This is a genomic window from Mesorhizobium sp. P3_A2 (assembly GCF_056403115.1).
Genome location: NZ_JBFUGC010000005.1, coordinates 320,069 through 343,371, shown reverse-complemented (window position 1 = coordinate 343,371; position 23,303 = coordinate 320,069). Strand labels below are relative to the sequence as shown.

The following is a 23,303-nucleotide window of genomic DNA, read 5'->3' as shown; positions in this document are numbered from 1 at the left end:
ATTGAGATTAGACGACAGGAATCAACCGGCAAAGACCCGCTTCGGCTTGAACATGCCTTGCTCGATGGCGCCGATGGCAACCAGCTTGCCACGCGCGGTGGCGCATGCTTCCTCGGCTTCCACGGGCGCGTCGCGGCCGCGGATGATGACCGGATTGCCAAGCCGGATCTTGGTCGCCGCTTCGTCGCTGATGGCGATCTGCGGCAGGCAGTCGAGCGCGGCTGCCGTGTCGACAAGCAGCGCATCGATGGCGCCGAAGTCGATCGGCGCATCGGCAGCGTCGGCGTTGCCATCGCTGGCGGCTTCTTGCTGTTCGCCAAAGCGGGCGGCCTCCAGTTCAGCGACGGTGACGAAGTCCTCCTGGGTGAACGGCTCGACCTCGACTCGGCGCAACTCGGCGATATGACCGAAGCAGCCAAGGTCGCGGCCAATGTCGCGGGCCAGCGAGCGCACATAGGTGCCCTTGCCGCATTCGACCTCGAAAAGGGTGCGGTCGGCAGCGTGCTCCACAATATCGAGGCGGCCGATTTCGATCTCACGCGCGGGTATGTCGACCGTCTCGCCCTCGCGGGCGAGGTCGTAGGCGCGCTCGCCTGCTATCTTGATGGCCGAGAATTGCGGCGGCGTCTGCATGATGACGCCGGTGTATTTCGGCAGCAGCGCCCTGACGTCGGCCTCGGTCGGACGCCGGTCGGAGTTTTGCGTCACCGGACCCTCAAGATCGTCGGTCGAGCGCTCCTCGCCCCAGGCGACGGTGAACCGATAGATCTTGGCGCCGTCCTGGACATAGGGCACGGTCTTGGTCGCCTCGCCGAGCGCGATCGGCAGCATGCCGGAGGCCAGCGGGTCGAGCGTGCCGGCATGGCCGGCCTTTTCGGCCTGGAACAGCCATTTGATCTTGGAGACGGCTTCGGTCGAGCCCATGCCGACCGGCTTGTCCAGCACCACCCAGCCCGAGATCGGCCGGCCCTTCTTCTTGCCGCGGCGCCCCACTATTTCTGGTCCTTGTCGTTGTCTTCGCCATCGGCACCCAAGTCTCGCGCGACTTCGGGCGACTTCAAGAGATCGTTGATCCTGGCAAAATTGTCGAAGGACGTGTCGAGCTTGAAGCGGAACTCAGGCATGAACTTCATCTGCCGCAGCGCGCCGGAGACGCGGCCACGGACGAATTTCGCGTGCTTGTTGAGCGCGTCGATCACCGCACCGGTATCCTTGGCGCCGAGTGGCGAGACAAAAGCAGTGGCAACCCTCAAGTCGGGCGACATGCGCACTTCCGAGACCGACACCACGGTATTCTCGATCAGCGGATCGATGATCTCGCCGCGCTGCAAGGTTTCGGAGAGTGCATGGCGCACCTGTTCGGCGACGCGCAACATGCGCTGGGATGGGCTGGAGACGGTTGGACGGGGCATTTTTCTCAATCCTGAAAGCGTGAGGCGCGGGATAGGACCGTGCCGCACGTCTCATACTTGTTCTATGCATGTCGTTTATTCCAAAACCGCTACGCACTTTTGGGCGACAGGCATTAAAGTTAGGGCGGCGGTCTTTCGACCACCGCCCGGTCGTATCGACAGTATACGAACTCAGAGCGTCCGGGTCACCATCTCGACGCGGAAGCACTCGATGATGTCGCCGACGCGCATGTCCTCGTAGTTCTGGAAGGCCATGCCGCACTCCTGGCCGCCCGGGACTTCCGCAACTTCGTCCTTGAAGCGCTTGAGCGTCTTCAGCGTGCCTTCGTGGATGACGACGTTGTCGCGGATCAGGCGTACGCCCGCACCGCGCTCGACCTTGCCTTCGGTGACACGGCAGCCGGCAATCTTGCCGACCTTGGTGATGTCGAAGATCTCGAGGATCTCGGCATTGCCGATGAAGGTCTCGCGACGTTCCGGCGAAAGCAGGCCCGAAAGCGCCGCCTTCACGTCATCGACGAGGTTATAGATGATCGAGTAGTAGCGGATCTCGATACCGGCAGCGACAGCGGCAGCACGTGCCTGCGCGTTGGCGCGGACATTGAAGCCGATGATAGCGGCGCCCGAAGTCTCCGCCAGCGACACGTCACTCTCGGTGATGGCGCCGGCGCCGGCATGAACGATGCGCGCACGCACCTCGTCGGTGCCGAGCTTGTCCAGAGCAGCGCTGATCGCCTCGATCGAACCCTGCACGTCGCCCTTGATGACCAGCGGGAATTCCTTCAACCCGCTCGTCTGCAACTGCGACATCATCTGTTCGAGCGAGCCACGCTGGCCGGCATGCTTGGCCACCGCCTTCTCACGGGCCAGACGCTGACGATACTCGGTGATCTCGCGGGCACGGGCCTCGTTGTTGACGACGGCGAAGCGGTCACCGGCCTGCGGCGTGCCTTGGAGACCAAGCACCTCGACCGGCATAGCCGGCGGGGCTTCCTTGACCTGTTCGCCACGGTCGTTGACCAGCGCGCGCACCCTGCCCCATTCGTTGCCGGCGACGAGAATGTCGCCCGGCATCAAGGTGCCGGTCTGCACCAGCACGGTGGCGACGGGACCGCGGCCCTTGTCGAGCTGGGCTTCGATGACGACGCCCTCGGCGGTGCGGTCCGGATTGGCCTTGAGGTCGAGAATTTCGGCCTGCAGCAGGATCGCCTCGAGCAGCTTGTCGAGATTGGTGCCCTTGGTCGCCGAGACTTCGACGTCCAGAACTTCACCGCCCATCGATTCGACGAACACCTCATGGCGCAGCAATTCCGAACGCACCTTCTGCGGATCGGCGCCGTGCTTGTCGATCTTGTTGATCGCCACGATGATCGGAACGCCCGCCGCCTTGGCATGGCTGATCGATTCGATCGTCTGCGGCATGACGCTGTCGTCGGCCGCCACCACCAGGATGGCGATGTCCGTGGCCTGGGCGCCGCGGGCGCGCATCGCAGTGAAGGCGGCGTGGCCGGGCGTGTCGATGAAGGTGATCTTCTGACCGTTCTTCTCGACCTGGTAGGCGCCGATATGCTGGGTGATGCCGCCGGCCTCGCCGGAGACGACATTGGCGTTGCGGATGGCGTCGAGCAGCGAGGTCTTGCCATGGTCGACGTGGCCCATGATGGTCACGACCGGCGGCCGCGACACCAGGTCCTCGGCATTGTCGGCGATGTTGAACAGGCCTTCCTCGATGTCGGACTCGGCGACGCGGCGGACCGTGTGGCCGAATTCGGTGGCGACCAGTTCAGCCGTGTCGGCGTCGATAATGTCGCCCGGCTTCAGGATCTGGCCCTGCTTCATGAAGTACTTGACCACATCGACGGCGCGCTCGGACATGCGCTGCGCCAGTTCCTGGATGGTGATGGTTTCGGGCAGGATCACTTCGCGCATAACCTTCTCGCGCGGCTCATTGTGCATCGCGCGCTTGAATTTTTCCTGGCGGCGACGCATCGACGACAGCGAGCGGGCGCGCGCATCCTCATCGGAGAGCGCCGTATTGAGGGTCAGCTTGCCGCGACGACGGTCTTCCTCGGCCTTGGTCGGCTTGGCCGGACGCGCCACTTCGGGCGTGACCGGACGGCGCACCGGTGCCCCGACGCCGGTGCGTTTCGGCTTGACCTCTTCCTCGTCATCGACCGTCGCCAGTTCGGCGGCCAGCGGCGCGCGACGGCGCGCCTCTTCCTCGGCACGGCGGCGGGACTCGGCCTCGGTCTGCAGACGAGCTTCTTCCTCGGCCTGACGGCGCGCGGATTCCTCGCGCTCGCGCTTGCGGCGCTCCTCGTCCTCGGCGCGGCGCTTGGCGTCTTCGGCGGCGCGCTGGCGATCCTCGACTTCGCGAACCTTGGAACCTTCCAGCGCCCTGCGCCGGGCTTCCATTTCGCCACGCGACAATTCGTTCAGCACCATGCCGCTGCGTTCGACCGGCGGCGGCGGGGGCGGCGCCTTGGGCGCTTCCTGCACCACGGGGGCTGCCACAACCGCGGGCTTGGGCGTCAAAACGGGTGCAGCCACCGGCTCCGGCTTGTCGCCGGGCATGGAGAATTTGCGCTTCTTGATCTCGACCTGGACCTGCTTGGTGCGGCCATGCGAGAAATTCTGGCGCACGACGCTCTGCTCGGTACCGGGGCGCTTCAGCGTCAAGGTCTTCTTCGGTGTAACACTCAACGTCTTGTCGTCGCCCGATTTCGTATCGCTCATTCCATATCCTCTGCAGCATCATCTTCGTCAGCAACGGCCGCAAGCATTGCCAGATCGTCGGGGGTTCCGCCCCGATATCGGTCGAGCGCAACCATGCGCTTCTCAACCGCCTTGCCCGCGTCTCCCGCGAGAACGGCAGCATGTATCACATTTGTGCCCCCCAATGCCAAGCTCAACTCGGCCTCGGAGAAAAGTTTGTAGGCAAGGACTGCAGGCCCGCCGAGGTGGACAGTTGCCCGCCGCGCCTGGCTGATCTTGCGCACGCCGTCGTCGGATGCTTCGGTCGCGTGGAGCACGAAAAGCGCCAGTCCACTGCGCACCGCGCTCTCGACCTTGGTGGCGCCGAGAGCGATCGCGCCGGCCTTGCGAGCAAGGCCGAGCACGCCCAGAGCGGATCGTGCAAGCAGTCCGTCGACCATGCCACCGAGATCGGGCGGCACAGTCACTTGCGCCTTGAAGGCGCGGGCAAACAGGTTCTTCGCCGCCGCCTTGTCGATATGTAGGCGGTCGGCGCTCACCCAACAACCACGGCCGGGCAGGTTTCTCTTGATGTCCGGAACGACGGCCGAATCCGGGCCGACGACGAAACGGATCAGTTCATCCGGCTCGGCTTGCCTGCGGGTAACGATGCAGGTGCGATCGTTCATCTCGTCCTGGGGCGGGTTGTGTGCGATGCGGTTTCACCTCACGCACCAACAGCTTCGTCAGCCGGGACCTGTTCGGCTGCAAGCTCGTCTTCGGTAATCCAGCCGGCCTTGAGGCGGGCCGCCAGAACCATCTGCTCGGCATCGGCGCGCGACACGCCGTGATTGGCGAGAACGCCCGGATAGATCTTGGTCTCGCCGTCCTTGCGTTCCTTCCAGCCGGTGAGGTCGTCGGCGGCATAGCCGGCGAAATCCTCGATCGTCTTCACGCCATCCTCGCCGAGCGTCACCATCATGGCGGTGGTGACGCCGGGGATTTCGCGCAGTTCGTCGGCGACGCCCAACGCCTTGCGCTTCTCGTCGTGCTCGGCTTCGATTTTCTCCAGATATTCGCGGGCGCGGGTCTGGATCTCCGAAGCGGTGTCTTCGTCGAAGCCGTCGATCGAAGCGATCTCGCCCGAATCGACATAGGCAACTTCCTCGACGCTGGTGAAGCCTTCGGAGGCCAGCACCTGGCCGACCATCTCGTCGACATCGAGCGCTTCCATGAACAGCGACGAACGTTCGACGAATTCCTTCTGGCGGCGTTCGGATTCCTCGGCCTCGGTCAGGATGTCGATATCCCAGCCGGTGAGCTGCGAAGCAAGACGCACGTTCTGGCCGCGGCGGCCAATGGCCAGCGACAGCTGGTCGTCCGGCACCACCACCTCGATGCGCTCGGCATCTTCGTCGAGCACGACCTTGGCGACTTCCGCCGGCTGCAGCGCATTGACGATGAAAGAGGCGGCCGAAGGCGACCACGGAATGATGTCGATCTTTTCGCCCTGCAATTCGCCGACCACCGCCTGGACGCGGCTGCCGCGCATACCGACGCAGGCGCCGACCGGATCGATGGACGAGTCACGCGAAATGACGGCGATCTTGGCGCGCGAGCCCGGATCGCGGGCGACCGACTTGATCTCGATGATGCCGTCGTAGATTTCCGGCACTTCCATGGTGAAGAGCTTGGCCATGAACTGCGGATGGGTACGCGACAGGAAGATCTGCGGGCCGCGCTGTTCGCGGCGCACGTCGTAGACATAGGCGCGGACGCGGTCGCCATACTTGTAGTTTTCGCGCGGGATCAGCTCGTCGCGGCGGATAATCGCCTCGCCACGGCCGAGATCGACGATGACGTTGCCATATTCGACGCGCTTGACGGTGCCGTTGACGATCTCGCCGATGCGGTCCTTGTATTCGTCATACTGGCGGTCACGTTCGGCTTCGCGCACCTTCTGCACGATGACCTGCTTGGCCGACTGGGCGGCGATGCGGCCGAAATCCATCGGCGGCAGCTGTTCGGCGATGAAGTCGCCGAGCTGGGCGTCGGGATTGCGCTCGCGCGCCGAGGAGATGGCGATCTGGGTGGCGTAGTCGTCGACCTTCTCGACCACTTCCATCAACCGCTGCAGCTTCATCTCGCCGGTGGTGGCGTTGATATCGGCGCGGATGTTGGTTTCCTGGCCGTAGCGCGAGCGCGCAGCCTTCTGGATCGCATCGGCCATTGCGGCGATGACGATCGACTTGTCGATCGACTTTTCACGCGCGACCGCATCGGCGATCTGCAGCAGTTCAAGTCTGTTGGCGCTTACAACCATGTCTTTATCTCCCGAACTGGGTGCCGGAGCTTTGGCCCGGCAGCTCAATCGTTATTCCTGTTCGTGTTCTTCCGTGGCGCCTTCGGAAACATCGTCTTCCGGCTCGCCGCGGCGTTTCTTGGCTTCCTTGCGTTCCCTGTTATCCTTCGACAGGGCGTCGCGGATGAGGTCGTCGGTGAGGATCAGCCGCACATCGGCGATCGCGTCATAGGGAACCCGCACCGTCGGCTCTTCGCCATAAGCAGCCTTGTCGCGCTCGATCAGCACATCGTCTTCAGCGGCTTCGGCGATCTTGCCTTTGAAGCGCTTGCGGTCGGCGACCAGCACCGAGGTTTCCATCTTAACCAGATGGCCGGTCCAGGTGACGAAATCCGACTTGCGCACCAGCGGCCGGTCGATGCCCGGCGACGACACTTCGAGATGATAGGCCTTCTCGATCGGATCGTCGACGTCGAGGGCCGGAGACACAGCGCGGCTGACCTCTTCGCAATCCTCGACGGTCATGGTGCCATCCTCGCGTTCGGCCATGATCTGCAGCGTCAGCCCGTTCTGGCCCGACAAATGCACCCGCACGAGGCGGAAACCGATGCCGCGCAACACCGGCTGAACGATCAGCGCGATGCGCGCATCGATGCCGCTTTCGCGGATGATGCGGTCGTCGGCTTCGCTCGCCGTTGCAGTCATGCGGTTCCTGTCGTTCTACAGATCAGGATGATCGTCATCCTGATCTTTCGCTTTGCTGGAGCATGATCTTGTCCGAAAACCGGGTCCCACTTTTCGGGATCATGCTCTGATACTGACCGGCAGGTAATAAAAAAGAGCGGGACCGGGTGGACCCACTCTTCGTCATACCGACCAAGAATTTGAGGCTGATATAGACGATCCCGGCCGGTGTTTCAAGTCTTGATGCCAGCGCTGATCGTGACGGCGGCTGCTTATAGCTGCCGCGGCCATTTCTGGGATGCATGCATGACCGTGATGATCTCGATCTCGCGACCGACCACCCGATACGGAACGAGGTACGGGATATCGGTCAGCACAAGCTCTCGCGTGCCCCTTATTCGCCCGATGCGTCCCATTGCCGGTTGTTCGGCAAGATTGTCCGCCGCAGAGACGATGCGGGCAACGACCCGTGCGGCGGCGTTGGGGTTGTCCTTTGCTATAAAGGCGCCGATTTGATCGAGCCGTCGCAGTGCGCGGATCGTCCAGCGGACCCGGCTCATCGGTCGAGAGACGGCTTGACGTATTTCGCCACCACGTCGGCCAGCTCTTGTTCGCTTGCAAATTCACCGCGGTCGGCCTCGCCCAACCCAGCCTCGATCTCTGCAAGTTGCCATTCTTCCCTGGCAACGTAGTCTTCGATCGCCTGAGCCGCGACGTAGGAGCGGGAGCGGTCAACTTTACCCGCCAGTTGGTCAAGCTTGGCTGCCGTCTCATCAGAGAGTCGTACCGTAAAAGCAGCCATCGGCGCCTCCATTTCATGAACCCAATCTGGTTCACATTGAATGTGATGGAACCAATCCGGTTCGTCAATTGCTATAGACGGTCGCATTGCGCGGGGCGCATGCCGCCTATGCGGTAACGGCCCTGTGATTTCAGACGCCGCATCCCTATCTATGTTGCACTGCACAAACCGAGATGGCGCGCGGTGGCGCGCGAAAGGTCAAGACAATGAACAACCGCACTGTGTTTTCCGCCATCGGCGACGCTTTTGCCCTCTTCGGCAGCGCCGTTGCCGCCTCGCGGGCCGTCGAAGCCGGCCGCAAGCCGCGCGCCAACGATTTGCGCCGGCTCGGCATGGACCCGACCGCGTTCGACAAGATCGGCCGTTTTTAAGTCTGAAGCGGATGCGGGACCGTTGGTCCCGCCTCGGACTATTTCCTGACGAAAGTGAGATAGGCGGGCCGCCGGCCCTCGCGAATGGCTTTTGCCTCGTAGCGTGTTCCCGGCCAGCCCTCATAGGGCCGATGCCAGTCGGCCGCGTCCTCAGCCTGCCACAGGAGCGCGCCATGCGCCCGGCAGTGCAACAAGGTCCAGTTGACATAGGTGTCGATGTCGGACGCGAAGCGGAATTTTCCGCCCGGCTTCAGGACGCGCGCGAACCGATCGAGATTGAGCGGGCTGACAAAGCGCCGCTTCCAGTGCTTTTTCTTCGGCCAGGGATCGGGGTAGAGCAGGTCGATGCCGTCGAGCGAGTCCTGAGGCAACCAATCGAGCAGCCGTGTGGCGTCGTCATTGTGAACGCGAAGATTGGCGAGCGGCTTTTCCCGCACCGCCATCATCAGCTTGGCCATGCCGTTGACGAACGGCTCGACGCCGATGAAGCCTGTCGCCGGGGCCTCCGTGGCCCGATACAGCAGATGCTCGCCACCGCCGAAGCCGATTTCCAGCCCAACCGTTGAAACATCCGCTGCGAACAGCGTGCGCAGCTCTGCCGGCGCATCGGCGGAGAGGTCGAGGCCATAGGCGCCAAGACCGCTTTCCAGCGCGGCCGCCTGCTGCGGGCGAATGGTCTTGCCGTGCCGGCGGCCGAAGAACCCTTCGGTCGCCCGGCTCCGCCTTTCCTTTGTATCCATGGCTGGGTCGCGCGCCGCCCTCAGGCGGCGACCGCGTCCTTGAGCGCCTTGGCCAGATCGGTCTTCTCCCAGGAGAAGGACCCGTCACGACCGGCCTTGCGGCCGAAATGGCCGTAGGACGAGGTCTTGGCGTAGATCGGCTTGTTGAGGTCGAGATGCCTGCGAATGCCGGACGGCGACAAGTCCATCACGGTACGCAGCGCTTCCTCGAGCTTGGCCTCGTCGACCTTGCCGGTGCCGTGCAGGTCGACATAGACCGACAGCGGCTGGGCAACGCCGATGGCGTAGGAAAGCTGGATGGTGCAGCGATCGGCGAGCTTGGCCGCCACGACATTCTTGGCGAGGTAACGCGCCGCATAGGCAGCGGAACGGTCGACCTTGGTGGTGTCCTTGCCGGAGAAAGCGCCGCCGCCATGCGGGGCCGCGCCGCCATAAGTGTCGACGATGATCTTGCGGCCGGTCAGGCCAGCGTCGCCATCCGGGCCGCCGATGACGAACTTGCCGGTCGGGTTGATGTACCACATGCAATCGTCGGCGATCTTGAGGTCGCCGAGCGCCTCGCGGATATAAGGTTCGACGACCTTGCGGACCTTCTTGGAATCCCAGCTCGCATCGAGATGCTGGGTCGACAGCACGATCTGCGTCGCTTCCGCCGCCTTGCCGTCGATGTAGCGGACGGTGACCTGGCTCTTGGCGTCTGGACCGAGCTTGCCGGCCTCGCCATTGTTTTCGTGACGGGCGGCTGCGAGCAATTCGAGGATCTTGTGGCTGTAATAGATCGGCGCCGGCATCAGGTCCGGCGTTTCGCGGCAGGCATAGCCGAACATGATGCCCTGGTCGCCGGCACCTTCCTCGCCCTGGCGGTCGGCGGCGTTGTCGACGCCCTGGCCGATGTCAGGCGACTGGCCGTGCAGCAGAACCTCGATCTTTGCCGTTTTCCAGTGGAAGCCGGCCTGCTCGTAGCCGATTTCGCGGATCGCCTTGCGGGCGACCGACTTGAACTTGGCCGGATTGACGACCGGGTGGCCGGCGGAATCCATCAGGATGTTGCCTTGCTTGTCCTTCTTCAGCAGCGTCTCGGGAACCCGGACCTCGCCGGCGATGACAACACGGTTGGTGGTGGCCAGAGTCTCGCAGGCGACGCGGACTTTCCACGGGTCCATGCCGGTCTTCTTGGCCTCGCGATAGACCAGATCGACGATCTCGTCGGAGATGCGGTCGCAAACCTTGTCGGGATGACCCTCGGCAACGGATTCCGAGGTGAAGAAGTAGTTCTGCCGCGTCACGGGTGTCCCCTCTTGAAAAAACGATCGGCAGGGCTGCCGATTTTGGCGCGCCACGTGTTAACGGTGCCGGGCGCCGCTCGTCAAGCGGTGCCGCGGTTCTGGCATGAATGTCGCAGCAATATATCTTGTACCACCGGCGGCTTGGCGCCGCCGGCAGTCGAGCCCTTGGGCTACTCCGGCCAATGGGTCAATCGACGCACCGGATCACTCGGCATCTTCGGCAGAAAGGGATTTCACCAGATCAATGATCCGGCGGCGCACCTTCGCATCCGCTATCTTGACGAAGGCGCGGTTGAGCTGAAGTCCTTCCGGACTGCCGCAGAATTCGACGGCGAAAGCCATCGAAGCGTCCTCGGCAAATCCTCTGTTACCCACCGGCTCCTGCCCTGGCGCATCCTCGAAAAAGAAGGCGACAGGCACGCTGAGTATCGAGGCTATTGCCTGCAGACGGCTGGCGCCGACGCGATTCGTTCCCTTTTCATATTTTTGGATCTGCTGAAACGTAATACCGAGATTTTCACCCAGCTTTTCCTGGCTCATTCCAAGCATATTGCGCCGAAGCCGGACGCGACTTCCGACATGGATGTCGATCGGATTCGGTTTTTTCTTGTTTTCTTCTGTCATTTTTTCCTCGCCGAATTTTTCCGGCTTTTTCTATTTTTCTCGCCCAAACGAAGCCGGAGCCAACTGCCCCAACAGAAACACCAACCGACTTCGAGAAAATTAGGCGGGAACAGTATGAGTTTCTAATGTGTCGACTGTCAATTCACCCGTAGCCGTTGCCTTACGTTCAAGCCGAGGGCGATCACGGCAAACAGGAACATGATCAGCATTCCGTTAATGCGCCGTTGACCGGCGGAGATGAAGGCCTGCCCGGAGATGGGCACCCGCACGTCGATGGCGCCGCGCGCATCGACCGCCAGGGCGTCGACGATGCGTCCGCGCGTATCGACAACGGCCGAAATGCCGTTGTTGGCTGCGCGCAACAGGGGCAATCCATTTTCCACCGTACGAATCTGCGCCTGCCTGAAATGCTGGTACGGCCCGGGCGTGTCGCCGAACCAGGCGTCGTTGGTGACATTCACAATAAGCTGGGATGACGTAGCGTCAACCGCCACCAGATCGGGAAAGATCACCTCGTAGCAAATAAACGGCAAGGCGCTTATGCCGCCGGGCAAGACGATCGGGTGGCGCTCATTGCCGGCGGCAAAGTTCATCGGCCCGGCGACCAATTGTTCGATGCCGAAGCGGCTGAGCAGACCGGAGAACGGCAGATACTCGCCGAAGGGCACCAGATGGACCTTGTCGACGGCGTCGGCAATCTCGCCCTTGTCGTCGATCGCCACCACTGAATTGTAGTAGCGGCTGCCGGTCTCGGCCCCCGATCCGCCCTCCTCGCGCACGACGCCGGCAATCAGCATCTGCCCGGGCTGCAGCATGTCGCCGAGCGCGGTCAGCGCATCAGGGCGCTCGGTGAACAGGAACGGCACCGAGGTCTCCGGCCACAGGATCAGCTGCGGCTTGTTGTGACCGGGATCCGGCGCTGCGGCCGACAGGCCCATCATGGTCGCGAAGATGCGGTCGCGCACCGAAGCGTCCCACTTCTCGCTGAGATCGACATCCGGCTGCACAATGCGGACATCGAGATTGTGCGTTGCCGGCTTGTCGGGAGCCGCCAGCCTGAAATAGCCGAAGCCGGCATGGGCGGCGACGAGAGCGGCAAGCAATATCAGTCCGAGGCGCACATGCCGGCGTGCGGCGAGCAGAGCCGGCATTGCAAAGACAAAGACCGCCAGCGCGTTCATGCCGATCATGCCGGTCACCGACACGCTTTGCATCAACAACGGTACGGGCATCGCCGCATAGCCAACGGCATTCCAGGGAAAGCCGGTGAACAGAAAGCCGCGCAGCCATTCGGTCAGGCCGAAAGCAAAGGCAAGGGCGGCGATGCGGCCGATGTCGTTGGTCCATAACAGCCGCGCGACGACGGTGGCGAAACCGTAGAAAAACGCCAGCGCCAAAGGAATGCCGACGACCGCGAAGGGCAAGGCCCAGGCGAAACTGTCAGCCTCGACCAGAAGCGCTTCGCCGATCCACCACAGGCCGGCGAGGAAATAACCGAAGCCGAACCACCAGCCGATGGCAAAGGCTGGTCGCAGCCGCCTGAGCCAGCTGTCGGAAGCCTCGCCGGTGGCGCCGTCGAGCAGCCAGACCAGCAGCGGAAACGAGACGAAACAGACGGCGAAGAAATCGTAAGGCGCCTGGGCGAGCACCGCCAGCGCGCCGGCGAGAAACGCCACAAGCGCACGCCGCCAGCCCCAAAGCAGAATTATCCGGCCGGCTAGGCGCTCCATGCAGACTTCCCAGGTCGTGCGAATCAGGAGCCAAGATTTATCAGGCTGCGCGCCGTGCTCCAAACATCGATAAGCGCGATCTGATGTTACCGGTGCCAGCCTTCTATGCTGAAGCCGCTCAGTTGCTCGGCCTCCTCGCGCGAAACGGCGCGCAAGGTCTGGGTGAAGGTCCAGACATGGCCTTCGCGGTCGCGGGCGCGATACTGGCGCTCGCCGTAGAACTGGTCGGCAGGCGCCTCGACTATCTCGGCTCCGGCCGCCCTCGCCCGTTCGCAATGCGCGTCCAGGCCGTCTTTCAGGCGCACACGGACCGACTGGGTGTTCTTGCCGCCGACCGAAGCCGGGCTGGCGACGTGATCGGTCCATTCTGAATCGACGATGATGTAGCCGTCGCCGAAGCGCATTTCGGCATGGACCAGCCTTCCGTCGGCGTCGCTGACCACCATGCTCGGTTCGAAACCGAAAGCGGCTTCAAGCCAGATCAGTGCAGCCCTTGGATCCCTATAGAAAACCCCGGAACCGAACGTGGTGTGCTTGAACGGGTCTTCGACCGTCATGCGGCGCGAATCAGGCCTGCTCGGTGCGAGCGGTGGCGCGGCGGCGGCGCTCGCCTTTCTGGTTCTGGACGATGCGCACCCGCTTGACGCGGCGCGGATCGGCATCGAGCACGTGGAACTCGAAGCCGGGTATCGCCTGGACTACTTCGCCACGCGCCGGCACGCGGCCCAGCGTGTTGAAGATCATGCCGCCAATGGTGTCGACATATTCGCCATGTTCGCCGGCGGTAAAGTCCTCGCCGATCATCTTGGCGACCTCGTCGATCTCAGCCTTGCCGTCGACGACGAAGACGCCCTCGCCGGTCTGGGTGATCAGCGGCTCGTCTTCGTCATGCTCGTCCTCGATATCGCCGACGACCATTTCGACGATGTCTTCCAGCGAGGCCAGGCCATCCGTGCCGCCATATTCGTCGATGACCAGCGCCATCTGGGTGCGCGTTGTCTGCATGCGACCCATCAAATCGGAGGCAAGCATGGAGGGCGGCACAAACAGCACCGGGCGGATCAGATTGAGGTCGCCGATGGTGCGTCGGAGATCGACCTGGGCGAGGTCGAGAAGCGTCGTTGCCGGCGTCTTCCTCGATGTCCTGCCCTTCTTGACGCGGGCGACCTTGGTGATGTGCGCCAGCACGTCACGGATGTGAACCATGCCGCGCGGGTCGTCGAGCGTCTCGGAATAGACCGGCATGCGCGAATGGCCGGATTGCTCGAACAGGCCGAGCAGATCGCCCAAAGTCGTGGTGATCTCGACCGCCTCGATGTCGGCGCGCGGCACCATAACGTCCTCAACGCGCACTTCGCGCAGGCGCAGGATGTTGTTGAGCATTGCGCGTTCGCCGGGCGAAAAAGACTCGGCATCGCTTGTCGTTTCGGCAAGCGCGCCGGCGATTTCCTCGCGCAGGCTGGTGCCGTTGCGCTGCCGGAACAGGCCCAAAACGCGGTCGAACAGAGACGGACCGGCAGGCGATGGCTCGCTGGCAATGCTACCAGAAGCGGGGCCGCCGGTGATGGTACTCGGACTCGATCCCTCTTCCGTTGTATCGGAAGGCTTGGTCGCACTGCCAGCCTCGGGGCGGGCGGCAGTTTCTGGTTTGTCGTTCATCGTCGTCCGGTCAATTGGTCTTTTGTCATTACGTGTAGGGATCGGGAATGGCAAGCCTTGCAAGCGCTGCGCGCTCGATGGCTTCCATCTCCTCGGCCTCTGCATCGGTCTCGTGATCGTAGCCCAGCAAATGCAGAAGGCCATGGATGACGAGATGGGTGATATGGTTCTCGAAGGGCTTCTCTTCCAGAGCCGCTTCGCGCGTCACCGTCTCGGACGCTAGCACGATATCGCCCAGCATCGGCGGCAGCTTGCCGCCCTTGGGGAACGGAAAAGCCGGGAAAGACAAGACGTTGGTCGCCTCGTCCTTGCCGCGCCAGCCGGCATTAAGGGTGCGGATATGGGCATCGTCGGAAAAGACGATGCTGAGCTCGGAATGACCGGCGGCACCAGTTTCGGCAAAGGCAGCCAAGACGGCGCGGTCGACCAGCAGGGTCAGCGCCGCCTCGCCGGGCCAATCGCCTGCCTCGACCGACAGATCGATCTCGACGGGGACCGAACTGTCCCCGCCGCCAGTCTTTATATCTTCAGGCATGAGCCCGCATCGTCATGATCAGCTCTCGGCGCCGAGGCCGCGCGACAGCTTGGCGTCGCGGTCATAGGCCCTAACGATTTCCGCCACCAACGGATGGCGAACGACGTCAACATCGTTGAAGCGCACGGTTACCGCACCGGCCACGCCGTCAAGGACACGCAAGGCTTCGACGAGGCCCGATTTGGTGCTTGGAGGCAGATCGATCTGCGTCGGATCGCCGGTGACGATCATGCGCGAATTCTCGCCGAGGCGGGTCAGAAACATCTTCATCTGCATCGGCGTGGTGTTCTGCGCCTCGTCGAGGATGACGGCGGCATGCGCCAGCGTGCGGCCACGCATAAAGGCGAGCGGCGCGATTTCGATGACTTCGGCAGCAATGGCACGCTCAACCTTGTCGGCCGGCATCATGTCGTACAGCGCATCATAAAGCGGCCGCAGATATGGATCGACCTTTTCCTTCATGTCGCCGGGCAGGAAGCCCAGCCGCTCGCCGGCCTCGACCGCCGGGCGCGACAGGATGATGCGCTCGACCATGCCGCGTTCGAGCAGCATCGCCGCATGCGCCACCGCCAGATAGGTCTTGCCGGTGCCGGCGGGGCCGATGCCGAACACCAGTTCCGAGCGCTCCAGCGCCCGCATATACGCGTCCTGGTTGAGCGAACGGGCATAGATGGTCTTCTTGCGGGTGGATATCTGAGCGGCCGAGACCTTGCCCTTGCGCTCCAGCGTCGGCAGCGTCAGTTGGTCGTCGGCGGCAATGGCCATGCGCACAGCGCCGTCGACGTCGGACTGGCCAATATCGGTGCCTTTCTGGAGAATGCCATAGAGATTGTCGAGCGCGCGGCGCGCCTGCTCGGCCGCCGAGGCCGAACCCTTGATGGTCAACTGGTTGCCGCGTGAGCGGATGTCGACGCCGAGCTTCTGCTCGAGCCTGGCCAGGTTCTCGTCAAACTGGCCGTACAGGGCGCTGGCAAGCTTGTTGTTGTCGAAAGTCAGAACGATGTGCGCCATGTCAGAGGCCCCGGATGTCTGGTTCTGGGGCAGAGTCTTCACTTCAGCAGCGCTCAACCGTCTCTCCTCATCTGCCGAGGCCATCAGGCCAATTCGGCGAACAGGCTATTGTAGCCCGTCTTCGTGATTCGCACCCGGATAATGTCACCGATTTCGCCGGCCTTTTCATCAACAATAACCGGCTGCAGCCAGGGCGAGCGGCCGACCTTCTGGCCGGCCTGACGGCCGGGCTTCTCGATCAGCGTATCGATGGTGCTGCCGACCAGGCTCAGGCCGAAATCTTGCTGCTGTTTCAGCAAGAGGGCCTGCAGCCGTTGCAAGCGCTCATCCTTGACCGCTTCCGGCACATGATCGGGCATATCGGCGCCAGGCGTGCCGGGGCGCGGCGAATATTTGAACGAAAAGGCCGAGGCGTAGTTCACCTGGCGCACCAGTTCCATTGTCGCCTCGAAATCGGCGTCGGTCTCGCCGGGGAAGCCGACGATGAAGTCGCCGGACAGCGCGATATCGCCGCGGGCGGCGCGAATGCGCTCGAGCAGCGCCAGATAGTGGCTTGCCGTATGCCTGCGGTTCATCGCCTTGAGGATGCGGTCGGACCCCGACTGCACCGGCAGATGCAGATAGGGCATCAGCGCCGGCAGGTCGCGGTGGGCGGCCATCAGTTCGTCGTCCATGTCGCGCGGATGGCTGGTGGTGTAGCGCAGCCGCGCCAGGCCGGGGATCTCTGCCAGCCGGAACAGCAGGCGGCCAAGGCCCCATTCCGAGCCGTCCTCGCCCTTGCCGTGCCAGGCGTTGACGTTCTGGCCAAGCAGCGTCACCTCGCGTACGCCGGCTTCGGCCAGCCGCTCGGCTTCGGCGACGATCTGCGCCACCGGCCGCGACACTTCCGAGCCCCTGGTGTAGGGCACGACGCAGAAGGTGCAGAACTTGTCGCAGCCTTCCTGAACGGTGAGGAAGGCGGTGACGCCGCGCTTGATGACTTCGGCGCGCTTCGGCTGCGGCAGGTGCTCGAACTTGTCCTCGATGGCGTATTCGGTCTCGACGATCTTCTCGCCGCCGCGCACCCGCGCCAGCACGTCGGGCAACCGGTGATAGGTCTGCGGGCCAATGACAAGGTCGACGGCGGGCGAACGGCGGATGATTTCCGCGCCCTCGGCCTGCGCCACGCAGCCAGCGACGCCGATCAGCATTTCGCGCCCTGCTGCCGCGCGTTCGGCCTTCATGTCGCGAATGCGGCCGAGTTCGGAATAGACCTTTTCGGCCGCCTTCTCCCTGATGTGGCAGGTGTTGAGCAGCACCAGGTCGGCCTCGGCGAGGGTGTCGGTCGCGGTATAGCCGTCGGCGGCCAGCGCATCGGTCATGCGCTGTGAATCATAGACATTCATCTGGCAGCCATAGGTCTTGACGAAGACCTTTTTGGCCGGGGCGGACGCTGCATCAGCGCTTTGTGCGGCGATGTCAGCGTCGTTCCGCTCTATCGTGTTCAAATCCATCTGGCGGCTTCTAACGCCTTTCCGTGACAAAAAACAGACGATTCTGGCCGGGGCTCTACCGCCTAGCGGCTCGGGTGGGGGTCGGCGAGTGCCGCCTGCATCATCGCGCGCACCTGGCGTTCCATCAGCCTGGACGTTTCCTTGCGGTTCGAGCCCTTGGAAAAGACGATTGGCTCGCCGAAATGCACTTCGACGTCGAGCGCGCCCTCAGCCATCAGCACCTTGAGATGCGGCATCAGGTCCTGATCGCCGATCCAGGCGGCGATCGACCTATGACGGCGGCCGAGCGGCACGCCGTGCACCCGTGTATAAGCGATCGCCAGCGGCTGGATGAAGACCTGTTCGGCCGCACCTTCCGAAATGGCCATCGAGGCGGCACCGAACAAGGTGCTCTTGAACGGCAGGATGGTGTTGCCATCTCCGGTCGAACCCTCGGCAAACAGCACCATGGCATCGCCCTTGGCCATGCGGCTGGCAATTTCGCTGGCCTGGTCGCCCGCTGTGCGCTTGCGCTCGCGCTCGATGAAGACGGTGCGCTGCAGTTTCGACAGCCAGCCGATCAGCGGCCAGCCTTCCATGTCCGCCCTGGCGATGAACGTCACATCGGCAAAAGAGCCGAGCACCATGATGTCGGTCCAGGAGATATGGTTCGAGGCGACCAGCAGCGGGCGCTGGCTGGACAATGCGCCTTTGACGTGGATGCGCAGGCCGAGCGTCCGCACAATAAGTCTGTGCCAGACCTTCAGAATGACGGTTTCGCGCCAGATGCCGGTCTTCATCGACAGCAGTTGCAGCGGCACAAGGACCAGCGAGCCGACGACAACGAGGCTCAGCGCCAGGAAAATCCTGATTTTTCCAATCATGCGCCTGACCTTGTCCCGCGTTCTGCGCTAGCGGAGATCGCGGCGCATGACAAGCGCGCCGGTCGGGCCATGTTCGGTCGACCGGTAATAATTGGCGCGGTGGCCTACCTGGCGGAAGCCGAGCCGGCGGTACAGTGCGATGGCGGCGACATTGGTCTCGTCGACTTCAAGGAACAGCGCCTCGGCGCGCTGCGCATGCAGTTCGCGCAGCACCGCGTCCATCAACTGCCAGCCGAGCCCCTGGCGGCGATGCGAGCGCTCCACCGCCACGGTCAGGATCTCGCCTTCGCCGGCAGCAAGCCTGGCCAGCACGAAGCCGACCGGCGGCTTGGCGCCCTGGCCGATCTCACGCGCGGCATAGCCGAACACGGTGTCCTGCTCGAGCAGCGCGGCGAACTCACCATCGGTCCACGGCCGGACGAAATCCTCGCGATGCAGCGCCGACACCGATGGGCTGTCGGCGATGGTCAGCGGTTCGAGCGCATAGTCCCTGCGGCGCGGCTGGAGGAAGGGAATGCGCATTATTTGTCCTGCCGCGATAAAATGAACCCCGCCTGCGGCTTGGCGTCGGCGCCGCGCAAATAAAGCGGTTTCGGCCTTTCCCCCTCAGGCTTGGCAGCCGCCAACCGGGCGTAGATCGCAATGTCGGCAGTGGCCGATGTCGGGCCGATATCGAAGGTGCGTCCGACCGCCGCGGCGATCTGCTCAGCCGCCGTGCCGGCAAGCACCGGACGATTGTCCGCCGCCATTTCCGCAGCTTGCGCAAGTGTGGTCACCGCAGGACCATAGCGCAAAATCGCTTCCGCATCGTAAAATGCGGCATGGATCTCCTCGCGGCCGGCATCAAGCGCGGCCAGGACCGGGCGGCCGGGGAATGCCGCGCTTGCTTCTGCCGCCAACGCTTCCAGCGTCGTCACGCCGATCGCCGGGATTTTCAGCGCCAGCGCCAGGCCGCGCGCCGCCGACACACCGACACGCAGGCCAGTAAACGAGCCCGGGCCGACCGAGACGGCGACAGCGCCAAGGCCGGCATAGCCGGTTCCGCCTGCCTTCAGCGCCTGGTCGATGACGGCCATCAGGTGTTCGGCATGGCCCTTGCCGAGATCGAGTACCGAGCGGCCGAGTTCCTTGCCAGCCACTGCATCGTAGACGCAGGCGGCGCAGAGATTGGCGGCACAGTCGATGGCGAGCAGTTTCATGGGCACCGGTTCGAAAAACAGTCTCCCTCTGCCCGCCATGGCGCGCCGCCGCAAGAGCCAGCGCATAAATTGTTAAGCGGCTTCGCTTCGGCGTAGGCCGGACGGCTTACGCCGCCGGCGCGATGCGCAGCATGTGGTTGTCCCAGACATAATCGGGCTCGGAGCGCGTCGTGCCGCTGCCTTCGATGATTTCGCCAGCACCTGTCGTCGCCATGAAGCCCGGGCCGTCGGGTGCCAGGCCGCAGACCTCGACCAGCACCTTGGTGGCGACGATCTTGCCGCTGGCGGCGTCGATCACGGCCAGCGAATTGCCTTCCGGTGACGACACCGCGACCGTTCCGGCAACCGGATTGGCCGCGACCGAGCCGATATAGTTCTTGAAGCCGGACAGCACGTCCTGCGGCATGTCGATCAGCTGCAGGTCCTTGCCACGGGCAGCGCGGCCGACCAGCAACGGACGGTCGGTGCCTGGACCACGATACTGGCAGCCGAACCAGATGGTGCCGGACGCATCGGCATCCATGTGGCGGATCGACAGTTGGTGCAGGGAAGCCGGCAGTTCGTGTTTTTCGATGAGGTCGCCGGTGATGCGGTCGACCAGCACATAAGACGGCTTCATCGTCGCAATGTTGAGTTCGGCGCGGCCATAGTCCGGATGGGTCTCGATGCCGCCATTGGCGATGGCGATCGTCCTGCCGTCGCCAAGCAGCAGAAGCTCGTGCGGCCCCATGCCATAGGTCGGGAACTCGCCGATGCGGCTGAATTTGGCGCGTGCGTCGTAGATCCCGACGACGCCGGCGGCATTGTCGAAATCATTCTCGGTGGCGTAGAGCAGCGCCCCATCGGCCGAGAACGCGCCATGGCCGAAGAAGTGCCGACCGGTGATGCTGGCAATGGTCTGCGGCGCTTCGCGGCCGGTGTGGTCGAAGACCACGGCGAAGGTGCCGGGCTGCCTGGCGAAGACCACGGAGCGCTTCGATACCGGATCGAAGGTGACGTCGTGGCCACGGTCGGGCAGGTCGATCGCATGCAGTAGCTTGCCGGCTTCCGACAGCACAGCCGCACCAAAACTGCCATCGCGCTTGACGAAGGCGGTGGCAAAGACCGCATCCGTGCTGAGCGTATTTGCCCAGGCCGGCGGCGCCATTGCCGCCACGAAGCCAGCGCCGGCGGCCTTCAGAAAATCGCGGCGATCGATCAGTGGCGTCCTCATGATCAGTCTCCGTCGAGCGAGGAGAAGCCGGCGGTCAGGCCGAATTCGGCCGTCAACCTGGTGCCGATCAAGCCTGACAGGCTGGAGGTGATCAGCGCGAAATGCTCGAGCTTTTCGCGCTCAACCGGATCGGCGAGCGCCTTGTCGATCGGGCCCTGAACCGACTTCGCGGTGGCGACGCCGTTGACCAGCTGGATATGGATCGATTCCGCCATCCAGCGTGCATCCTCCGGCAGCGCGTCGCCGAGTTTCGAGGCCTCAAACAGCGTGTCGATGCCTGAGAGATTGCCGGCTAATGACAGGCCGGTGTTCTGCGAGCGCCAGAAGATCGCCTGCCTAGGCTTGTCTGCATCCGGCTTGGCGCCGAGAAAGCCCTTGAGGCGCACGTCTCGGACCATCTCCAGCTCATTGATGAAGACGCCGACCAGTTCGGTCACCGCTTCGGTGCCGTCGCGATAGAGCGCGTTGTCAGGTCCCGGATTGGCCCACAGCGCCGCAAAGCCGTCCGGCTTTTTCCAGGCTGCGTCGACGTCGGCGGCCATCGTCTCGATATTGTTGGCAATCGCCGCGCCATAGGCACAGCGATAGGGATCGTCCTCGCCGGCGAGTGCCTCGGAGCCATCGCCATAGAGCACGAACTCCAGCGCCCCTAACCCCTGCATGGCGACGCTCTTGCCTGCCAGCTGCGCCGGGTCGCGGGCGGTCGGGTCCTTGGCGGCCAGAGCGGCCTGCACCTGCTTCAGGCCGATGCTCTTGCGGTCCGGCCAGTAGAGCATGCGCTCCAGCCGGTTGTTCTCCTTGATCGGCCCGAAGCCGATGATTTCGGCCGACGACCAGGCTGCGACCGTGCCCGAGAATTCGGCATGCGCGGCGTCGAGATTGCCCTGCGAGGGCGCCTGACAAAGCGTGTCCATGGCCTTGGCCAGGCTACTGGTATGGTCATGCAGGCCGGCATAGGTGGGACGGACAAAGCCGTCGATCGCGCGCTGGATGACGTCGGAGGCTTTTACCGACGCTGACGCCGGGGAAGACACGACCAGCGCAAGAGCGAGAGCAGGCAAAAAGCGCTTCAGCATCAGAGTGACTCCAGGAATTTGATGAGAGCATCGCGGTCGGCCGCATCGGTAGCGGCAAAGCGGTCGCGCGCCTTCTGCCCCTCGCCGCCGTGCCAGAGGATAGCTTCGGTAAGCGTACGCGCACGCCCGTCATGCAAGAAGAAGCTGTTGCCGTTGACCGTCTTGGTGAGCCCGATGCCCCAGAGCGGCGGTGTGCGCCATTCGCTGCCCGTCGCCTCGCCAACGACCTGGCCATCGGCGAGACCGGGACCCATGTCGTGTAGCAGGAAGTCGGAATAAGGCCAGACCAGCTGGAAGGCTTGCGCTTTGTTGGGCGTGCCGCGCTTGGTGACGAATTTCGGCGTGTGGCAGGAGATGCAGCCCATGTCATAGAACAGTTTCTTGCCGGCGAGCACTGCGGGATCGCCGACATCGCGCCGCGCTGGCACGGCAAGGTTCTGCGAATAGAAAGTGACAAGGTCCATCACCGGCGACGGCGCCTCGACAGTACCGAGCCGCTTCTGGACACCGTTCGGCATGGCGAGGCAGGCCTTTTCGGCCGTGGTGCAATCGCCCCAATGGTTGGGCTCTTCCGGCGTCGAAATGCCGATATCGCCGTCAAAGGCATCCGCCGCCTGCTGGCGGATCGAGGCGGTTTGCGCCTTCCAGCCGAAGCGGCCGAGTGTCAGTTCGCCGTTGCTGACGTCGCGCACGATGTTGGGTTTGCCGGAAATGCCGTCGCCATCGCGGTCGTCCGGATCGGCGTGGGCAAGAATATCCGCCGGTGCGATCTGTTCGATCAGGCCAAGGCCGATCATCGGCGGGGTCAGCCGCGGCGACAGTGTGGTGTGGGGGTCGAGCGGGCCGTAGCCAAGACCATCGATGGCATAACTCGGTTTGCGCAGCGAAACGACGGTGCCGTCGCCAAGCGCAACCTTTTCATCGCCATAGTCGACATGCATGCGGCCTTCGCCCTTGAGGCCAGGGACCGCCAGTTCCTGCAACTGCGTGCCATAGACCGGGTCGGGGAAGTTCAGCACCTTGTATCCGGCGATCTCGGCATTCTCCTCAGCCGTGCTCGCGTCGCGCGCCAGCCGCAGGAACATCGAGGTGGTGCGGCTGTCGGCTGCTGGCGGGCGGCCGCGGCCATCCTTCAGATGGCAATTCTGGCAGGCACGCTCGTTGAACAGCGGCCCGAGACCATCCGACGCCTGGGTCGAAGACGGCGACGACACCCAGTTCTTGCGAAAAAGCGCATTGCCGAGCTTGAAATTGCCCTCTTCCTCGAAGGTGATGTTTTCTGAGGGTTGAGAGAAGGCGTCGCGGGCGACCTGCTTGCGCGAGGTGCCGGCGCCGCCTTGCATCGTTTCGAAGGATTCTGGCTTGGAGAAGTCCGTGGTCGGCCGTGTAACCGCAAGGACACGCGCCTGATCCTTCGGCGTCAGATCGGTGCGGCTGGTGGCGAGGCCGTCCGGGTCCACAGCACCAGCCAGCGCCGGGGCCGAAACAATCGCAAGGATGGCAACCGAAAGCCCGCGAAACGGCTGGTATCGCGGATTTTTGAGGAGCAGCGAGCCGTTAGCCCGCCGCAAGCGGCGCGGAAAATCTAGGAGACGCCGCATTCCCGCAT

At 63.6% G+C, this 23,303-nt stretch carries 24 protein-coding genes; 1 reads left to right on the top strand and 23 read right to left on the bottom strand.

The annotated features are described in order from the left end of the window. Nucleotides 1-21 precede the first annotated feature (21 nt). The 8 genes from truB to AC1DXM_RS14470 form a co-directional block, all read right to left on the bottom strand. Nucleotides 22-993, bottom strand: a complete 972-nt coding sequence (gene truB / locus AC1DXM_RS14505) for a tRNA pseudouridine(55) synthase TruB (RefSeq protein WP_477233659.1) — start codon at nucleotides 991-993, stop codon at nucleotides 22-24. Further along, the gene (gene rbfA / locus AC1DXM_RS14500; protein ID WP_352555306.1) at nucleotides 993-1,412 is read right to left on the bottom strand and encodes a 30S ribosome-binding factor RbfA; all 420 of its coding nucleotides are present in this window, start codon (nucleotides 1,410-1,412) and stop codon (nucleotides 993-995) included. The genes truB and rbfA overlap by 1 nt, the downstream gene beginning before the upstream one ends. Before the next feature lie 171 nt (nucleotides 1,413-1,583). Continuing rightward, nucleotides 1,584-4,148: a translation initiation factor IF-2 gene (infB, locus tag AC1DXM_RS14495; RefSeq protein WP_112566400.1), complete on the bottom strand. Its 2,565-nt coding sequence runs from the start codon at nucleotides 4,146-4,148 to the stop codon at nucleotides 1,584-1,586. Continuing rightward, nucleotides 4,145-4,795, bottom strand: coding sequence for an RNA-binding protein (locus AC1DXM_RS14490; RefSeq protein WP_477233658.1), 651 nt, complete (start codon nucleotides 4,793-4,795; stop codon nucleotides 4,145-4,147). The genes infB and AC1DXM_RS14490 overlap by 4 nt, the downstream gene beginning before the upstream one ends. 38 nt (nucleotides 4,796-4,833) lie before the next feature. Further along, nucleotides 4,834-6,429, bottom strand: a complete 1,596-nt coding sequence (gene nusA / locus AC1DXM_RS14485; RefSeq protein ID WP_477233657.1) for a transcription termination factor NusA — start codon at nucleotides 6,427-6,429, stop codon at nucleotides 4,834-4,836. Nucleotides 6,430-6,480: 51 nt separating this feature from the next. Then, the gene (gene rimP / locus AC1DXM_RS14480) at nucleotides 6,481-7,113 is read right to left on the bottom strand and encodes a ribosome maturation factor RimP (RefSeq protein ID WP_477233656.1); all 633 of its coding nucleotides are present in this window, start codon (nucleotides 7,111-7,113) and stop codon (nucleotides 6,481-6,483) included. A gap of 251 nt (nucleotides 7,114-7,364) precedes the next feature. Continuing rightward, entirely contained in the window at nucleotides 7,365-7,652 is a 288-nt protein-coding gene (locus AC1DXM_RS14475; RefSeq protein ID WP_436257950.1) for a type II toxin-antitoxin system RelE/ParE family toxin, read from the bottom strand. Continuing rightward, nucleotides 7,649-7,894 carry a CopG family ribbon-helix-helix protein gene (locus tag AC1DXM_RS14470; protein WP_352555318.1) on the bottom strand — a complete coding sequence of 82 codons (246 nt, stop codon included), beginning with the start codon at nucleotides 7,892-7,894 and terminating at the stop codon, nucleotides 7,649-7,651. Before AC1DXM_RS14470 ends, AC1DXM_RS14475 begins: the two co-directional genes overlap by 4 nt. A gap of 206 nt (nucleotides 7,895-8,100) precedes the next feature. Between AC1DXM_RS14470 and AC1DXM_RS14465 the strand changes: the two genes are divergently transcribed. Beyond that, on the top strand, nucleotides 8,101-8,265 hold the full coding sequence (locus AC1DXM_RS14465) for a hypothetical protein (protein WP_436246063.1): 165 nt from the start codon (nucleotides 8,101-8,103) through the stop codon (nucleotides 8,263-8,265). Between the two features lie 38 nt (nucleotides 8,266-8,303). Here AC1DXM_RS14465 and trmB read toward each other — a convergent pair whose 3' ends face one another. The 15 genes from trmB to AC1DXM_RS14390 form a co-directional block, all read right to left on the bottom strand. Further along, on the bottom strand, nucleotides 8,304-9,005 hold the full coding sequence (trmB, locus tag AC1DXM_RS14460; RefSeq protein ID WP_477233655.1) for a tRNA (guanine(46)-N(7))-methyltransferase TrmB: 702 nt from the start codon (nucleotides 9,003-9,005) through the stop codon (nucleotides 8,304-8,306). Between the two features lie 20 nt (nucleotides 9,006-9,025). Then, complete coding sequence (gene metK / locus AC1DXM_RS14455; RefSeq protein ID WP_112566418.1) at nucleotides 9,026-10,291, bottom strand: methionine adenosyltransferase; 1,266 nt, start codon at nucleotides 10,289-10,291, stop codon at nucleotides 9,026-9,028. 204 nt (nucleotides 10,292-10,495) lie between these two features. After that, nucleotides 10,496-10,915: a helix-turn-helix domain-containing protein gene (locus tag AC1DXM_RS14450; protein ID WP_477233654.1), complete on the bottom strand. Its 420-nt coding sequence runs from the start codon at nucleotides 10,913-10,915 to the stop codon at nucleotides 10,496-10,498. Between the two features lie 137 nt (nucleotides 10,916-11,052). Continuing rightward, entirely contained in the window at nucleotides 11,053-12,645 is a 1,593-nt protein-coding gene (lnt, locus tag AC1DXM_RS14445) for an apolipoprotein N-acyltransferase (protein WP_477233653.1), read from the bottom strand. A gap of 86 nt (nucleotides 12,646-12,731) precedes the next feature. Further along, nucleotides 12,732-13,202, bottom strand: coding sequence for a VOC family protein (locus tag AC1DXM_RS14440; RefSeq protein WP_477233652.1), 471 nt, complete (start codon nucleotides 13,200-13,202; stop codon nucleotides 12,732-12,734). A 10-nt stretch (nucleotides 13,203-13,212) separates the two neighbouring features. Then, the gene (locus AC1DXM_RS14435) at nucleotides 13,213-14,304 is read right to left on the bottom strand and encodes a hemolysin family protein (protein WP_477233651.1); all 1,092 of its coding nucleotides are present in this window, start codon (nucleotides 14,302-14,304) and stop codon (nucleotides 13,213-13,215) included. A gap of 28 nt (nucleotides 14,305-14,332) precedes the next feature. After that, complete coding sequence (gene ybeY, locus AC1DXM_RS14430; protein WP_477233650.1) at nucleotides 14,333-14,839, bottom strand: rRNA maturation RNase YbeY; 507 nt, start codon at nucleotides 14,837-14,839, stop codon at nucleotides 14,333-14,335. Between the two features lie 18 nt (nucleotides 14,840-14,857). Then, nucleotides 14,858-15,850 carry a PhoH family protein gene (locus AC1DXM_RS14425; RefSeq protein ID WP_477233649.1) on the bottom strand — a complete coding sequence of 331 codons (993 nt, stop codon included), beginning with the start codon at nucleotides 15,848-15,850 and terminating at the stop codon, nucleotides 14,858-14,860. An 83-nt stretch (nucleotides 15,851-15,933) separates the two neighbouring features. Beyond that, nucleotides 15,934-17,343, bottom strand: a complete 1,410-nt coding sequence (gene miaB, locus AC1DXM_RS14420; RefSeq protein ID WP_477233648.1) for a tRNA (N6-isopentenyl adenosine(37)-C2)-methylthiotransferase MiaB — start codon at nucleotides 17,341-17,343, stop codon at nucleotides 15,934-15,936. A gap of 62 nt (nucleotides 17,344-17,405) precedes the next feature. Next, nucleotides 17,406-18,206 (bottom strand): lyso-ornithine lipid O-acyltransferase, encoded by an 801-nt coding sequence (gene olsA, locus AC1DXM_RS14415; protein WP_477233647.1) that lies wholly within the window; start codon nucleotides 18,204-18,206, stop codon nucleotides 17,406-17,408. Between the two features lie 27 nt (nucleotides 18,207-18,233). Continuing rightward, nucleotides 18,234-18,728 (bottom strand): ribosomal protein S18-alanine N-acetyltransferase, encoded by a 495-nt coding sequence (rimI, locus tag AC1DXM_RS14410; protein ID WP_477233646.1) that lies wholly within the window; start codon nucleotides 18,726-18,728, stop codon nucleotides 18,234-18,236. Beyond that, the gene (gene tsaB, locus AC1DXM_RS14405; RefSeq protein WP_477233645.1) at nucleotides 18,728-19,405 is read right to left on the bottom strand and encodes a tRNA (adenosine(37)-N6)-threonylcarbamoyltransferase complex dimerization subunit type 1 TsaB; all 678 of its coding nucleotides are present in this window, start codon (nucleotides 19,403-19,405) and stop codon (nucleotides 18,728-18,730) included. The genes rimI and tsaB overlap by 1 nt, the downstream gene beginning before the upstream one ends. 106 nt (nucleotides 19,406-19,511) lie before the next feature. Next, nucleotides 19,512-20,618: a DUF1513 domain-containing protein gene (locus tag AC1DXM_RS14400; protein WP_477233644.1), complete on the bottom strand. Its 1,107-nt coding sequence runs from the start codon at nucleotides 20,616-20,618 to the stop codon at nucleotides 19,512-19,514. 2 nt (nucleotides 20,619-20,620) lie between these two features. After that, the gene (locus AC1DXM_RS14395) at nucleotides 20,621-21,694 is read right to left on the bottom strand and encodes an imelysin family protein (RefSeq protein WP_477233643.1); all 1,074 of its coding nucleotides are present in this window, start codon (nucleotides 21,692-21,694) and stop codon (nucleotides 20,621-20,623) included. Beyond that, nucleotides 21,694-23,295, bottom strand: a complete 1,602-nt coding sequence (locus AC1DXM_RS14390; protein ID WP_477233642.1) for a di-heme oxidoreductase family protein — start codon at nucleotides 23,293-23,295, stop codon at nucleotides 21,694-21,696. The genes AC1DXM_RS14395 and AC1DXM_RS14390 overlap by 1 nt, the downstream gene beginning before the upstream one ends. Nucleotides 23,296-23,303 lie beyond the last annotated feature (8 nt).